The sequence below is a fragment of the Streptomyces sp. CB02058 genome, assembly GCF_001905505.1.
In the GTDB taxonomy this organism is placed as follows: Bacteria; Actinomycetota; Actinomycetes; order Streptomycetales; family Streptomycetaceae; genus Streptomyces.
The window spans coordinates 388,384-403,133 of record NZ_LIPG01000004.1 but is presented as its reverse complement, the minus strand read 5'-3'; the positions used below and the strand labels follow the sequence as shown (position 1 = coordinate 403,133).

Annotated in this window: 11 protein-coding genes; 8 read left to right on the top strand and 3 right to left on the bottom strand. The window is 71.9% G+C overall.

Annotated features, from left to right (window positions below; translation table 11 throughout):
- The first annotated feature begins 13 nt into the window (after positions 1–13).
- Positions 14–2,716: a SpoIIE family protein phosphatase/ATP-binding protein gene (locus AMK10_RS22375; protein ID WP_073749684.1), complete on the top strand. Its 2,703-nt coding sequence runs from the start codon at positions 14–16 to the stop codon at positions 2,714–2,716.
- A gap of 41 nt (positions 2,717–2,757) precedes the next feature.
- On the opposite strand, the gene AMK10_RS22370 is transcribed toward AMK10_RS22375, so the two are convergent.
- The 3 genes from AMK10_RS22370 to AMK10_RS22360 all read right to left on the bottom strand — a co-directional run bounded on the left by AMK10_RS22370 (position 2,758) and on the right by AMK10_RS22360 (position 5,841).
- On the bottom strand, positions 2,758–3,384 hold the full coding sequence (locus tag AMK10_RS22370; RefSeq protein WP_073749683.1) for a class I SAM-dependent methyltransferase: 627 nt from the start codon (positions 3,382–3,384) through the stop codon (positions 2,758–2,760).
- 118 nt (positions 3,385–3,502) lie between these two features.
- Positions 3,503–5,209 (bottom strand): lysyl oxidase family protein, encoded by a 1,707-nt coding sequence (locus AMK10_RS22365; RefSeq protein ID WP_073749682.1) that lies wholly within the window; start codon positions 5,207–5,209, stop codon positions 3,503–3,505.
- Between the two features lie 179 nt (positions 5,210–5,388).
- The gene (locus tag AMK10_RS22360; RefSeq protein WP_073749681.1) at positions 5,389–5,841 is read right to left on the bottom strand and encodes a PPOX class F420-dependent oxidoreductase; all 453 of its coding nucleotides are present in this window, start codon (positions 5,839–5,841) and stop codon (positions 5,389–5,391) included.
- Between the two features lie 352 nt (positions 5,842–6,193).
- On the opposite strand from AMK10_RS22360, the gene AMK10_RS22355 reads away from it, so the two are divergent.
- The 7 genes from AMK10_RS22355 to AMK10_RS22325 all read left to right on the top strand — a co-directional run bounded on the left by AMK10_RS22355 (position 6,194) and on the right by AMK10_RS22325 (position 14,741).
- Entirely contained in the window at positions 6,194–6,955 is a 762-nt protein-coding gene (locus AMK10_RS22355; protein WP_073749680.1) for a DeoR/GlpR family DNA-binding transcription regulator, read from the top strand.
- A gap of 171 nt (positions 6,956–7,126) precedes the next feature.
- Entirely contained in the window at positions 7,127–8,485 is a 1,359-nt protein-coding gene (locus tag AMK10_RS22350) for an ABC transporter substrate-binding protein (RefSeq protein WP_073749679.1), read from the top strand.
- A complete protein-coding gene (locus AMK10_RS22345; protein ID WP_073749678.1) occupies positions 8,482–9,447 on the top strand; it encodes a carbohydrate ABC transporter permease in 966 nt (321 codons plus the stop codon). The genes AMK10_RS22350 and AMK10_RS22345 overlap by 4 nt, the downstream gene beginning before the upstream one ends.
- A complete protein-coding gene (locus AMK10_RS22340; protein ID WP_073749677.1) occupies positions 9,444–10,340 on the top strand; it encodes a carbohydrate ABC transporter permease in 897 nt (298 codons plus the stop codon). The genes AMK10_RS22345 and AMK10_RS22340 overlap by 4 nt, the downstream gene beginning before the upstream one ends.
- The gene (locus AMK10_RS22335) at positions 10,340–11,329 is read left to right on the top strand and encodes a zinc-dependent alcohol dehydrogenase family protein (protein WP_073749676.1); all 990 of its coding nucleotides are present in this window, start codon (positions 10,340–10,342) and stop codon (positions 11,327–11,329) included. The genes AMK10_RS22340 and AMK10_RS22335 overlap by 1 nt, the downstream gene beginning before the upstream one ends.
- Positions 11,326–12,243, top strand: coding sequence for a PfkB family carbohydrate kinase (locus tag AMK10_RS22330; RefSeq protein ID WP_073749675.1), 918 nt, complete (start codon positions 11,326–11,328; stop codon positions 12,241–12,243). The genes AMK10_RS22335 and AMK10_RS22330 overlap by 4 nt, the downstream gene beginning before the upstream one ends.
- Before the next feature lie 56 nt (positions 12,244–12,299).
- On the top strand, positions 12,300–14,741 hold the full coding sequence (locus tag AMK10_RS22325) for a SpoIIE family protein phosphatase (protein WP_241839629.1): 2,442 nt from the start codon (positions 12,300–12,302) through the stop codon (positions 14,739–14,741).
- Positions 14,742–14,750 lie beyond the last annotated feature (9 nt).

The following is a 14,750-nucleotide window of genomic DNA, read 5'->3' as shown; positions in this document are numbered from 1 at the left end:
TAAAAAGGGGGGCATGGCCGGACGCTACGGCCGCCCGCGTTCGTTTCTCCGGATGAGAAGCCTCGCTGGTCAGGTCTTTCTCCTGCAGGTGGCGATCGTGGTGTTGCTCGTCGCTGCCTCCGTGACCGCACTCGTGCTGCAGTCACGGGCCGACAGCGAGCGCGAAGCCCGCAATCGCTCGGTCGCCGTGGCCGAGACCTTCGCCAATGCCCCCGGCACGGAGGCCGCCCTCCAGAGCCCAGACCCCACCGCCGAGCTCCAGCCGAGCGCCGAGGCGGCACGGATGGGCTCCGGCGTCGACTTCATCGTCGTCATGAACCTGGACGCCATCCGCTTCACCCACCCGCTGCCCGACCGGATCGGCAAGAAGTTCATCGGCGATGTGCAGCCCGCCCTGGAGGGCCACGTCGTCACCGAGAAGGTCGAGGGAACCATCGGCCCTCTCATCCAGGCCGTGGTGCCCGTGACCGGCGCGAACGGCGAGGTCGTCGGCCTGGTGTCCGCCGGGATCACCATCGAGAACGTCAGCGGGGTCACCCAGAGCCAGCTTCCCCTGCTCCTCGGCACCGCAGGGGGCATCCTGCTGCTGACCACGGGCGGCACCGCGCTCGTGACCCGACGGCTCAAACGCCAGACGCGTGGCCTCGGCCCGACCGAGATGACCCGCATGTACGAGCACCACGACGCCGTGCTGCACGCCGTGCGGGAGGGCGTGGTCATCGTCAGCGGCGACGGCAGGCTCCTGCTGGCCAACGACGAGGCCCGAAGGCTCCTCGGCCTCCCCCTGGACGTCGAGGGCGCGCCCGTCGACCGGCTCGGGCTCGACCCGGTGATCGCCGGGCTGCTCGCCTCGGGACGCAGCGCGACCGACGAGGTGCACTCCGTGGGCGACCGGCTGCTGGCGGTCAGCCAGCGGGCCACCGACCGCAACGGCGGACCCCCCGGCAGTGTCACGACCCTGCGCGACACCACGGAGCTCCAGGCCCTGTCCGGCAAGGCAGCCATGGCGCGCGGACGGCTCAAGCTGCTCTACGACGCCGGCACCGAGATCGGCACCACCCTGGACGTCATGCGCACCTGCGAGGAGCTGTCCGACTTCGCCACGGCCAGGTTCGCCGACTACGCCACCGTCGACGTGGCCGAGGAGGTGCTGCGCGGCGAGGAGCCCACCTCCGCCGGGGTCGCCGGCCGGGGGCTGAGGCGCTCCGCCCTCAGCGGCGCACGCGGCGACACGGGGCTCCATCCGCTGGGCGCGGTGATGCGCTTCCGGCCGACCACGGACATCGGCGCGGCGCTGCTCAGGGGAGAGGCCGTCCTCGACCCCGACCTGTCGGCCCGCTCCGGCTGGCAGGAGCAGCAGCCGCAACGCGCCGACCGCATGGTCGAGAGCGGCTTCCACACACTCATCGCCGTACCGATGCGGGCCAGAGGGGTGATCCTGGGCGTGGCCATGTTCTGGCGTGCCGAGAGGCCCGAGCCGTTCGAGGACGAGGACCTCTCCGTCGCCGAGGAACTCGTCGCCCGCGCCGCCGTGAGCATCGACAACGCCCGCCGCTACTCGCGCGAGCACAACGTGGCCGTCACCCTGCAGCGCAGCCTGCTGCCGCGCGGCCTCCCCGACCAGAGCGCCATCGACGCCGCCTACCGCTACCTGCCCGCACAGGCGGGGCTCGGCGGGCTCGGAGGGGTCGGCGGCGACTGGTTCGACATCATCCCGCTGCCCGGCGCCAGGGTCGCCCTCGTGGTCGGCGACGTGGTCGGGCACGGCCTCCACGCGGCCGCCACCATGGGGCGCCTGCGCACGGCCGTGCACAACTTCTCCACCCTGGACCTGCCGCCCGACGAACTGCTGTGGCACCTCGACGAGCTCGTCGCCCGCATCGACCAGGACGAGACCGCCGACGGCTCCGAGGGAAGCGGTGTCACCGGGGCCACCTGCCTCTACGCGATCTACGACCCGGCCTCCGGGCGCTGCACCATGGCGCGGGCCGGCCATCTCCAGCCGGTCGTCGTCAGCCCCGAGGGCGAGGCCGTCTTCGCGGACGTGCCCGGTGGCCCGCCCCTGGGCCTCGGCGGCATGCCCTTCGAGACCCTCGACGTACAGCTTCCGCAGAACAGCCGGCTGGTGCTGTACACGGACGGGCTCGTCGAGGACCGGCACCGCGACATCGACGAGGGCCTGGAGATGCTGCGCGAGGCCCTGGCCGGGCACCCGGACCGGCCGCCGGAGGAGACCTGCGAGGCCGTCCTGCGGGCCCTGGTGCCCGCCAAGGCCCGTGACGACGTGGCACTGCTCGTCGGACGCACCCTCCGTCTCGCCGCCGAGGACGTGGCGGAGTGGGACGTGCCGTCCGATCCGTCGGCGGTCGCCCGGGTCCGCTCCGACGTGTCCCGCAAGCTGGCGGAGTGGGATCTCGTCGAGGAGGCGTTCACGACCGAGCTGATCCTCAGCGAACTGGTCACCAACGCCATCCGCTACGCCACCGGCCCCATCCGCGTACGCCTGATCCGCGACAGGACACTGATCTGCGAGGTGTCCGACCGCAGCAGCACCTCGCCCCATCTGCGCCAGGCGGCCAGCATGGACGAGGGGGGCCGGGGACTCTTCCTCGTCGCCCAGCTGGCCGAACGCTGGGGCACCCGCTACACCGACGACGGAGGCAAGGTCATCTGGACGGAACAGGTGCTCCAGCCGGGGATGAACGGCCCGGAGTGACCGGCCGCGCGCCGTCCGGTCGCAGGGCCTCGGCCGTCAGGTCACCTGCGGCAGTGCAGGAAGAGATGGGGCTCGGGCACGGCCGCCGGATGGGACGGCGTGAACACCGTGTCCTCCTGGTGCGCGACGGCGAGCCCGGCTTCCGTCGCGAGCCTCCGGAACGCCTCGGGGCCGAAGCTCGTCACCCGTACCTCCTGGCCCATGAAGACGGCGCTCACGCCCTCCACGTCCAGCGGCACCGTCGCCAGGACCAGATGGCCGCCGGGACGGAGGACCCCCGCCAGACGGCGCACGAGCGCGCGCTGCTCCTCGCGCGTCATCTGCAGGAGCGAGAAGTAGACGCAGACCGCCTCGAAGCCCTCCTCCAGCGCGGTGTCGCGGATGTCGGCGCAGCGGAAGGTCGCCCCGGGGACGCCGCGCGTCGCGAGGTCCACCATGACGGGCGAGACATCGATGCCCAGCACCTCGTGCCCCGCACCGGCCAGGGTGTACGCGGTCGGCCGGCCCGTCCCGCTGCCGACGTCCAGGACCCGGCTGTGCGGGGCGAGCTGCTCCAGCAGCCGTTCCAGCGAGGCGCGGTGGGCGTCCGAGCCGGCGAAGGCCCGCTCGTAATCGGCACCGATGGCGTCGAACGCCTCGGCTGCCGGGTGCTGGTGGCCTTCGGTCATGGGACGTCCCCTTCCGGACCGGTCGTGCGCGAAGTCTGACACATCGGCACCCCGGCGTACGGGCCTTGCCGCGGCCCCCGGGAACACCTCGCCCGGGGACCGCGACGCGGGACGTATGTCAGGGAGCGGTCACCAGGTCGTGCTTGGGGACGGTCACCGTGCGGGCGCCGGGCCTGCCGCCCAGGACCACCTTCCGCAGCGCGCTGTTGTTGCCGAGGTTCGTCTCCTTGAGCCGGTTCTCCGGATTGGCCAGCACCTGGATGAAGTACGTCCCGTTCGGCAGACCGGTGATGTCGAAGGACTGGCCCGGAAGGTCCTGGGTGTAGGTGTCACCGGAACCCACGTCGAGCACCTCCCGCACGGAGATGGAGTTCTCCTGACCGCAGGCCGTGGAGAGATCGGTGTTGCCCGGGTGCCAGTTGGCGTTCTTCACCGTGTAGTCGACCGCGTCGGTGTTCGCCAGGCAGAAGGCCTCCTTGCCGCTGCGCACGGTCTCCTTCTTGTCCGCCTTCAGCAGCCGGTAGCTCGCGAAGTCCGTGAAGTGCCAGTGCTCATGACCCGGCCGGGGGTCCCACTCCATGGTGCCGGTCGGGGTGTAGCCGACCTGCTTGCCGGAGGCGTCGTAGAAGTACTGGTAGGCGTCCATCAGCGCGTTGCCCGGCTTGCGGAGGCCGTCCACCACCAGCTGCGCGGGGCCCGCGTTCCACACGTTGGCGCTGAAGGCCAGGTAGTCCTTGCCCGGCGCGCCACCGGTGGTCTGACCGATCGTGATGCCGTAGGCGGGCAGCGAACGCAGATCGGGCTTCGGCACGTCCGGCACGGAAGCCCTGCCCGTGGGACGCCGCGCCTCGGGCGCCGCCGCGGGGGCCTGCCGGGAGCCGTCCGTACGGCCCGGAGCGTCGCCCTGCGCCGACCGGAAGCCCAGGCGCTTGTCGGCCCACGGCACGGCCGCGGGCGCGGGCGGGTGGGGTCCGTGGCCCACGTTGTACGAGGGACCGGCTCCGGTGGTCGCGGACACCGGAGCCGGGGTGCGCGTCGCGGCGTGGCCGGCATGGCTCGTGTGTCCGGCGTGCCCGGACGCGTCACGGCTGCCCCGGGCGGTCGAGGAGGGGTTCTCCTCCTCCCAACTGCGCTCGCGCACCGTCACCTTGACGGTCTGCGGCTTGCCGGTGACCCCGAACAGCTTCCGGTAGCGCGGGGCCACGGCCACCTCGGCGGTGTACTGCCCGGCCGGCAGGACGACGGGCTGTGCGTAGTAGCCGGCGTACGTGTTGGACGCCCAGCCCTTCTCGACACCCCACACCGAGCCGAGCGTGAAGGGGTTCGTCGGGCAGCTCTCGGGATACTTCGACGTGGCCGGGGCCTCGGGCAGGATCCTGCCCGAGGCGTTGTTCGGGCAGAACGACTCCGAACGGTTCACCACGATCTTTCCCGCCGCGTCCCTGACCGTGATCCGGACGAAGCCCGGCAGCCCGGAGAAGTCCTTCACCGTGCCCGCGGGCAGGACCCTGGTGCGGGTCCTGGCCCCGGTGCGGATCACCTGGGTGGCGACGACCGGATCCTTGTAGCTCTTCCGGGTCACCCGCAGTTCCAGCGGGGCGCCGGAGGCGGTGAGATACGTCCCGAGGTCCAGGTAGACACCCGGGTCCTCCTTCCAGGAGTCGAGTGTCACCGACTTCGAGGCGGCGACCAGGCCGAGCTGCGGGACGCCTGACGCCTTCGCGGCGCCGGGCGTGGCGCCGGAGACTCCGGCGGTCACGGTGATCACCGCGGCGGCGGCGACCGCCGGACGCCACAGGCGGTTGCGGGGGGTTCTGGTGCTCATCGCTCTCCGATGTCCGAGTGCCCCGTGGGGCGGTGGATGCGCTCAGCCTGTGAGAGAGGACTTTCACGGCGGAGGTTGTCCGAAGGGACATGAGACATGGAATGTTGGCCGAAATCAGCCTGGAGGGGAACATTCCGGCATGGCTCGGCCGGAATTCCTCCCGATGAGCGACGGATGTGCTAAACGTCCAAGGCCGTCCCGTACAGCCGCTCCACCCTCAGCCGGATGACGATCCTGCGCTCGGCGACCAGCTGCTCGAAGAACGCGTCCTCGTCCTCGGGCTTCGCGGCCGTCGGGATCATCGACAGCAGCTCCCGGCCGACCGCGTCGCCGGGAGCCGTCGTGATCGCGGACACCTCCGCCGTGCCCTCGGCGACGGCGAACGACCAGACGTCGTCACCCTGGACATGCAGCGCCGCGTGCGGGTCGCGCCGCACGTGCTGGATCTTGACGCGGTCGGCCGTGGTGGACAGCCGCACCACGCGGGCCTCGGGGTCCCAGCTGTAGAGCATGGTGGTCAGGTGCGGGTGTCCGCTCTTCCTGACGGTGGCGAGCGTGCCGAACTGCTGCCGTGCGAGCAGCTCGGAGAGGGCTGCGTCGGACAGGGCGCGAGGTGCTGGTCCTTGAGTCATGCCGTGGTCAACTTCCTTGACCGCCACGGCATTCCGCGCGCTCCCGCCCACGTCCACCCTGGGTCCCCGCTCACGGATGCCGGCCTTCCCGGTGCGCGGTCCGGGCCCGTGTGAGCACCGTTCGGGCGGCAAACGGGCACGGTCATCGGCGAAGCGGGCACAGCCGGGCCGTCCCGCCACCCCCGTCACGCGGACCACCAGCGCGGGACCCCGAGGAGATTCGGGCACGAACGGGCACAGCCCGTGGCGCGAAGACGCTGGTCCAACAGCCGATGCTGCTTGTACAAACGATGCGTGGGCCCGAACGGACGCCGGGCCCACGGCAGATCCGCACTAGCGCAGGGATGGTGTCGTGGGCACCGAGGCACGCCGACGAGGAATTCTGGAAGCCGCCCGGCAGGACGGTTCGGTCGACGTGAACCGGCTGGCCGAACGGTTCCAGGTGGCCAAGGAGACGATCAGGCGCGATCTGCACACCCTGGAGGAGCACGGTCTCGTACGGCGTACCCACGGCGGTGCGTACCCGGTCGAGAGCGCGGGGTTCGAGACGACGCTCGCGATGCGCACCACGCATCACGTGCCGCAGAAGTCCCGGATCGCGAAGGCCGCCGCCGACCTCCTGGGCGACGCGGAGACGGTGTTCGTCGACGAGGGCTTCACCCCCCAGCTCATCGCCGAAGCCCTCCCGCGCGACCGGCCGCTGACCGTGGTCACCGCTTCCCTGGCCGTGGCGACCGTCCTCGCGGACGCCGAGAAGACGGCGGTGCTCCTGCTCGGCGGGCGCCTGCGGGGCAGCACCATGGCCACGGTCGACCACTGGGCGACCCGTATGCTCGCCGGCTTCGTCATCGACCTCGCGTACGTCGGCGCGAACGGAATCTCCCGGCAGTACGGGCTGACCACCCCGGACCCGGCGGTGTGCGAGGTCAAGGCACAGGCCATGCGCAGCGCCCGCCGCCGGGTCTTCGCCGGCGTCCACACGAAATTCGGTGCGGTGAGCTTCTGCCGCTTCGCAGGCGTCGACGACTTCGAGACCGTCGTCACCGACACCGGGCTGCCGTCGGCGGAGGCCCAGCGCTACTCCCTCCTCGGCCCGAACGTCATCCGCGTCTGATCCCGCACGGCGGCGGCCCCCGCCGCCGCCCCCGACCGATCCCCGCTCACCTTCCCGCCCCGCCCAGGAGGCCGGAGGGCAGCCCCGCCATGCCCGGAGACCGTCAGGAGAGCCGCGAAGGGCACAGGTACCGACCCATGAGCCGCTACGACCGATACAGGAGAACAACTTATGCCCCACCAGCAACGACGCCGTGGGATCCGCGTGCGTGCGGTCGCGGGCACAGCAGCGATGGCCCTGGTCACCGCCGGATGCGCGGGAGCGGGCGGCACCGCCTTCGGAGGGGGTGACGCACTCAACGTACTCATGGTCAACAACCCGCAGATGCTCGAACTGCAGAAGCTCACCGCCGAGCACTTCACCGAGGAGACCGGCATCAAGGTCCACTTCACGGTGCTCCCCGAGAACGACGTGCGGGACAAGATCAGTCAGGACTTCTCCAACCAGGCGGGCCAGTACGACGTCGGCACCATCAGCAACTTCGAGGTCCCCTTCTTCGCGAGGAACGACTGGCTGCATCCGCTCGACGACTACGCCGCGCAGGACACCGCCTTCGACCAGGACGACATCCTCGAACCCCTGCGGGAGTCGCTCACCGCCGAGGGCAGGCTCTACGCCCAGCCCTTCTACGGCGAGTCGTCCTTCCTGATGTACCGCAAGGACGTCTTCGAGGCGAAAGGGCTGGAGATGCCCGCCCACCCGACCTGGGAACAGGTCGCCTCACTCGCCGCCCGGGCCGACGGCGCCGAGCCCGGGATGAAGGGCATCTGCCTGCGTGGACTGCCCGGCTGGGGCGAGCTCGTCGCCCCGCTCACCACCGTCGTCAACACCATGGGCGGCACCTGGTTCACCGAGGACTGGAAACCGCAGCTCACCTCACCCGAGTTCAAGAAGGCCACGAAGTTCTACGTCGACCTCGTGCGCAAGCACGGCGAGCGCGGCGCCTCCCAGTCCGGGTACGCCGAGTGCCTCAACAACATGACCCAGGGCAAGACCGCCATGTGGTACGACGCCACGGCGGGCGCCGGCTCGCTGGAGGCCGCGGGCTCACCGGTCAAGGGGAAGGTCGGCTACGTCCCCGCGCCGGTCGAGAGGACCAAGAGCTCGGGATGGCTCTACACCTGGGCATGGGGCGTCCAGAAGGCGTCCAGGAAGGCCGACGACGCCTGGAAGTTCGTCTCCTGGGCCTCCAGCAAGGAGTACGAGTCACTCGTCGGGGAGACCAGCGGATGGTCCAACGCACCCGCCGGCAAACGGGCCTCCACGTACGACAACCCGGAATACCTGAAGGCCGCGGGCGCCTTCGCGGACGTCACCGAGCAGGCCATCGCCGGCGCCGACCCGAAGAACCCCGGCACCCAGCCGCGCCCGGTACCCGGAATCCAGTTCGTGGGCATCCCCGAGTTCACCGATCTCGGCACCAGGGTCGCGCAGGAGATCAGCGCGGCCATCGCCGGCCGCCAGTCCGTCGACAAGGCGCTGGCCACGTCCCAGGAGCTGGCCGAACAGGTCGCCAAGGAGTACCGATGACCACAGCAGTCGGCACCACCCCGCAGTCACCACCCCGGCCACCCGGAGCCCCGGCCCGCCGGAGGAGCGGGCCCCGGGCCTGGGCCACCAGGGCGCCCCTGCTGCCCGCACTGGTCTTCCTGATCGTGGTGACCCAGCTGCCCTTCGTGGCGACCCTGGTGATCTCCCTCTTCGACTGGAACTCCCTCAGCCCCGAGAAGCGCGCCTTCAACGGGCTCGACAACTACGCCTCCGTCTTCACCGACGCCGCGCTGCGCGACTCGGTGCTCACCACGATCCTGCTGACCGCGGGCGTGGTCATCGCCACCGTCGTCATCGGGCTGGCCCTCGCGCTGCTCCTGGACCGCACGTTCTTCGGCCGCGGCATGGTCCGCACCCTGCTCATCACGCCGTTCCTGATCGTGCCCGTCTCCGCCGCGCTCCTGTGGAAGCACGCGCTCTACAACCCGGAGTACGGCCTGCTCAACGGCGCGCTGAGCTGGGTCGGCGAGCTCTTCGGCGACACCACCCCGAGCCAGCCCGACTGGATCGCGGACATGCCGCTGCTCGCCGTCATCGCCGCACTCGTGTGGCAGTGGACGCCGTTCATGATGCTGATCCTGCTCGCCGGGCTCCAGAGCCGGCCCGCCGAGGTCGTCGAGGCCGCGCGGCTGGACGGCGCGAGCGCCTGGCAGACCTTCCGCTACCTGACCCTGCCGCACCTGCGCAGATACCTCGAACTCGGCGTCCTGCTCGGCGCCGTCTACATCGTGCAGAACTTCGACGCGGTGTTCACCCTCACCGCCGGAGGCCTCGGCACCGCCAACCTCCCGTACACGATCTACCAGACCTTCTACCAGGCCCACGAATACGGACTGGCGTCCGCCGCGGGAGTCGTGGTGGTGATCGGCACGATCGTCATCGCCACCTTCGCGCTCCGGACCGTCTCGTCCCTCTTCAGTGAGGAGGCGAACCGAGCATGACCACCGCCACCGCCACCGCCACCGCCACCGTCCCCGCGCCCGCCCCGTCCGCGCGACGCGTCCTGCGAACGGCCAGACGGCGCTCCGCGGCGCTCGGTCTGCTGGCCTGGGCGGCCGGACTCGCCTTCTGCCTGCCCGCGCTGTGGATGCTGCTGACCTCGCTGCACGCGGAGCCGGACGCGGCCACCAACCCGCCGTCCCTCTTCGCGCCGCTCACCCTCGACGGCTACCGGGCCTTCTTCGGCGCCGACACCGGCGTCACCCCGTGGCCGCCGCTGCTCAACTCGCTCGGCGCGTCCGTCTTCTCCACGCTGCTGACCCTCCTGCTGGCGCTTCCGGCGGCGTACGCCCTGTCCATCCGGCGCGTCCGCAAGTGGACCGACGTGATGTTCTTCTTCCTCTCCACGAAGATGCTGCCCGTCGTCGCGGGACTCCTGCCCGTCTACCTGTTCGCCAAGAACGCCGGGATGCTGGACAACATCTGGCTGCTCGTCCTGCTCTACACCTCGATGAACCTGCCGATCGCGGTCTGGATGATGCAGTCCTTCCTGTCGGACGTCCCCGTCTCCGTGATCGAGGCCGCCCAGGTCGACGGCGCGAGGCTGCCGACCGTCCTGGCCCGGGTCGTCGCACCGATGGCCGCGCCCGGCATCGCCGCCACCGCCCTGATCTGCTTCATCTTCAGCTGGAACGAGCTGCTCTTCGCACGGGTGCTCACCGGCGTCGTCGCCCAGACCGCACCCGTCTTCCTCACCGGATTCGTCACCAGCCAGGGCCTGTTCCTGGCCCAGCTGTGTGCCGCGTCCGTCGTCGTGTCCCTGCCGGTGCTCGCCGCCGGCTACGCCGCCCAGGACAAACTCGTCCAGGGCCTGTCTCTCGGAGCAGTGAAATAATGCGGGCAGCGATCGTCGAAGCCCCCGGCAGGATCTCCGTCACCACCGTCCCCGACCCGGCCCCCGGCCCCCGCGACGTCGTCGTCTCCGTCGCCTCCTGCGGGCTCTGCGGCACCGATCTCCACATCCTCCAGGGCGAGTTCGCGCCCACCCTGCCCATCGTCCCGGGCCATGAGTTCGCCGGGGAGATCGTCGGCGTCGGCCGGGACGTCACGGAGCTGGCCGTCGGCGACCGGGTGGCCGTCGACCCCTCCCTGCACTGCCACGAGTGCCGGTACTGCCGCATCGGGCGCGGCAACCTCTGCGAGCGCTGGGCCGCCATCGGCGTCACCGTGGCGGGCGGCGCCGCCGAGTACGCGGTCGCCCCCGTGGCCAACTGCGTCAAGCTGCCCGAGCACATCGACGTGAAGGACGCGGCCCTGATCGAGCCGCTCTCCTGCGCGGTGCGGGGCTACGACGTACTGAACAGCACCCTCGGCGCCGAGGTGCTCATCTACGGCTCCGGAACCATGGGGCTGATGATGCTGGAGCTCGCCAAGCGCACCGGCGCGGCGGGCGTCGACGTCCTGGACGTCAACCCCGAACGCCTCGCCACGGCCGGGCTCCTCGGCTGCTCCCGGTCGGCGGCCGGGGCCGACGAGCTCGACCGGCCCGGCGGCTGGGACGTCGTGATCGACGCGACGGGCAACGCGGCCGCCATCCAGGACGGCCTGGGGCGCGTCGCCAAGGGCGGCACCTTCCTCCAGTTCGGGGTCGCGGACTACGCGACCACGGCCGTCATCGAGCCGTACCGCATCTACAACCAGGAGATCACCATCACCGGCTCGATGGCCGTCCTGCACAGCTACGAACGCGCTGCCGCGCTCTTCGCCACCGGGGTCCTCGACCCGGCCGTGTTCATCAGCGACCGGATGCCGCTCGACCGGTACCCCCAGGCCATCGACCGCTTCAAGGCGGGCATCGGCCGCAAGATCGTGGTCGAGCCGTGACGGGCGGGCGGCCCCGCCCCGTGCTGGTGCTCGGCGAGGCCCTCATCGACCTCGTACCGGTGGACGGGGACGGCGGCGTACGGACCGCACAGTTCGGCGGGGCGCCGGCCAACGTCGCCGTCGGGCTGGCGAGGCTCGGCATCCCGACCGTGTTCGCGGGCGGCATCGGCGGCGACGGATTCGCCCGGACGATCGAGGAGCGGCTGCGGGAGGCCGGGGCCGACCTCACCCTGTGCGCACGCTCCGGCCTGCCCACGGCGCTGGCCGTCGCGGAGCCGGGCGCGGGGGGCACGGGCTACCACTTCCACCTCCAGGACACGGCCACCTTCCGGCTGCCGGACCTCTCCGCGCAGACCTCCCGGTTCGGCGCCGTGTACGTCGGCGGGCTCGCGGCCGTGGTGGACCCGGCGGCCGCGGTCGTCCGGGCGACAGCCGAGGCCGCGGCGTCCCGCTCCCTCCTCGTGGTGGACCCCAACGTCCGCAGGGACCGCACCCTGGGCGAGGACGACGGTTCGGCGGTCCTGCGCGCGCTGTGCGGCCTCGCACACGTCGTGAAGGCCAGCGACGAGGACCTGGAGCGGCTGTGGCCGGGGGACCGCCCGGAGGACACCTGCCGGAGGCTGGCGGCGTGCGGGCGGCTGGTCGTCCTGACCAGGGGCGCCCGGGGCAGCACCGCGTACACGGCGACGGCGCCGCCCGTGTCCGTCGACGCGGTGCCCGTCGAGGTCGTCAACACGATCGGCGCCGGGGACGCGTTCGCCGCCGGCCTGCTGAGCCGCATGAGCGCCCTCGGCTCCCTCACCGCGAGCCCGGACCCCGGCACCCTGCGGGACATGCTGTCCTTCGCCTCCCGGGCCGCCGCATCGGTCTGCGCGCGGGCGGGCACGGAACCCTCCGTGCCCGCCGGAACCTGAGGGGGAGCGACGGCCGTGGACATGCGCGCCCGGGGGCGGGTGCGCATCCTGGCTGTGTGACCTGGAGCCCCGATGGCAGCCGCACGCCCGACGGACTGTCGCTGGCGCTCGCCCAGGCCGTGGTGAGCGCTGTCGACGCCGTCGGGGGGTACGGCGGCGGCGTCTATCTCCGCACCCGCACCCCCGACCTCCTGATGCTGGCGGTGCTCGCGGGGCTGCCCGGCCCGCTGCTGCGGCCCTGGTCGCGCATGCATGTGAACCGGCCCTTCCCGGTGGCCGAGGCCTACCGCTCGGGCCATCCGGTGTACCTCGGCGACGCCGAGGAGACCATGCGCCGCTTCCCGCAGCTGATGGCGGGCCTGCCGTTCCCCTTCGGATCGCTCTGCGTCCCCGTCGTCGGAGGAGGCACCCCCCTGGGCGTCCTCGTCGTGCTGCGCTACGCCACCAGAGGGGTACCGGTCGGCGGCGCCGACCGGCGCCGCATGGAGGAACTCGCGGAACGGCTCGGCGAGGACCTCGCCGCCCTGGAACGGGACGGGCACCCGGTCGAATGGGAGGGCGAGCCCCGGCTTCTGCGGCTGCCGGCGGACACCGCGCGCCCGCTGCGGATCGGACGCTTCGAGTGGGACGTCGACAGCGGGGCCGTCACCGCGGACGAGGAGGCGCACGCCATCCTGGGCCACGTGAGCACCGCGCCCGCGGTGCACACCATGGAGGAGCTGACGGCCGGGCTGCTGCCGGACGACGTCTACGGGCTGTGGGCCCTCGGGCACCGGGCCGCGCGCTCGGCGGAGCCCCATGTGCGCCGCATGCGGCTCTGGGGCCCCGACAGCCGTCCGCTGGTGGTCGAACTCACCGGCCGCGGGGAGAACGGCCACCGGGTGGCCGGTCTCCTGCTCGACCCGGGAGCGGAGCCCGTCGTCCCCGAGGCGGCCGACCGGGTCCCGCGAGGCATGCTCTCCCTCGACCGGACCGGCAGGATCACCTACGTCAACCGCAGGGCCGAGAAGATCCTTGAGCGTCCCAGGGCGGAGCTGGCGGGCCGGATCCTGTGGGAGGCCCTGCCATGGCTCGCGAACCCGGCCTACGAGGACCACCACAGGGCCGCCCTGTTCTCCGACGCCCCCGTCTACTTCCTCGCCCGCCGCAACCCGAAGCAGTGGCTCTCCGTGGCGATGTTCCCCGGCCGGGACGGGGTCACCCTCACCTTCCTCCGCTCCGGGCGGCCCGGGCACACGCCCGAATCCGCCACCCCGGCGGGAGCGGCATTCGGCTCGCCCGCCGACCGCTCCGCCGTCCTGTACCGGCCGGTCGCCCTGGCCATCGCGCTGACGGAGGCCGTCACCGCGCGCCAGGTCTCCGCCGTGGTCACCGAGGAGCTCCTTCCCGCGTTCGGCGGCAGACAACTGGCCATCTACCTCCAGCACGAGCGGCGTCTCCACATGGCCTGGGAGACGGGCTTCCCGCTGGGCTTCCTGGACCGGTTCGACGGCGTCGGCCTCGACGCGCACATCCCCGGCGTGGACACGCTGACGACCGGCCGGCCGCTGTTCTTCGAGTCCATGGAGCAGCTGGCCGAGGCCTACCCCGGAATCCCTCTGGACACCGATGTGGGCGCCCGCGCCTTCCTGCCGCTGATCGCCTCCGGCAGGCCCGTCGGCTCGTGCATCCTCGGCTTCGACCAGCCCCGAGGCTTCAGCCCAGAGGAGCGCACCGCGCTCACCGCGCTGGCCGGGCTCATCGCCCAGGCGCTCCAGCGGGCCCAGCGCTACGACACGGAGGCCGCGCTCGCGCGGGGGCTCCAGGACGCGCTGCTGCCGCACCGGCTGCCCGTCGTCGACCAGGTCGACACCATCGGGCGCTATCTCTCGGGCACCCAGGACATCGAGATCGGCGGCGACTGGTACGACGTCGTCGAGACCGGAAGCGGACTCGCCCTGGTCATCGGCGACGTCCAGGGCCACGGAGTCGCCGCTGCCGCCACCATGGGACAGCTCCGCAGCGCCGTACGCGCCTTCGCGCTCACCGGGCACGAGCCGCAGGAGATCATGAGCGCCACCAACCAACTGCTCATCGGCCTCGATCCCGGTCAGTTCGCCAGTTGCTGCTACGTGCTCCTCGACCCGGTCACCGGCACCGTCAGGGCCGTACGCGCCGGACACCCCCAGCCCGTGCTCAGGCACCCCGACGGCACGACCGAGGTGCTGGACCTGGCGGGCGGCGTGGTGCTCGGCGTCGACCCCGACGCGTCGTATCCCGTGACCGAGCTGCGGCTCGAACCCGGTTCCGTGCTGGCGCTGTTCACCGACGGGCTGGTGGAGAAGGCGGGCGCGGACATCGACGAGGGCATCGAGCGGCTGCGCAGCACGCTGGCCGACACGGGCCGTCTGTCGCTGGCCGAGACGGCGGACCGGGTGATCGCCCGGGCCGGACTGGACGACGACCGCCCCGACGACATCGCCCTCCTGCTGGCCGCCCGCCGAAATCCGTCGTGCTGATCACCACGC

Coding starts and splice junctions, on each gene's coding strand:
- AMK10_RS22375 (WP_073749684.1), top strand. CDS start 14: ATGGCCGGACGCTACGGCCGCCCGCGTTCGTTTCTCCGGATGAGAAGC.
- AMK10_RS22370 (WP_073749683.1), bottom strand. CDS start 3,384: ATGACCGAAGGCCACCAGCACCCGGCAGCCGAGGCGTTCGACGCCATC.
- AMK10_RS22365 (WP_073749682.1), bottom strand. CDS start 5,209: ATGAGCACCAGAACCCCCCGCAACCGCCTGTGGCGTCCGGCGGTCGCC.
- AMK10_RS22360 (WP_073749681.1), bottom strand. CDS start 5,841: ATGACTCAAGGACCAGCACCTCGCGCCCTGTCCGACGCAGCCCTCTCC.
- AMK10_RS22350 (WP_073749679.1), top strand. CDS start 7,127: ATGCCCCACCAGCAACGACGCCGTGGGATCCGCGTGCGTGCGGTCGCG.
- AMK10_RS22345 (WP_073749678.1), top strand. CDS start 8,482: ATGACCACAGCAGTCGGCACCACCCCGCAGTCACCACCCCGGCCACCC.
- AMK10_RS22340 (WP_073749677.1), top strand. CDS start 9,444: ATGACCACCGCCACCGCCACCGCCACCGCCACCGTCCCCGCGCCCGCC.
- AMK10_RS22335 (WP_073749676.1), top strand. CDS start 10,340: ATGCGGGCAGCGATCGTCGAAGCCCCCGGCAGGATCTCCGTCACCACC.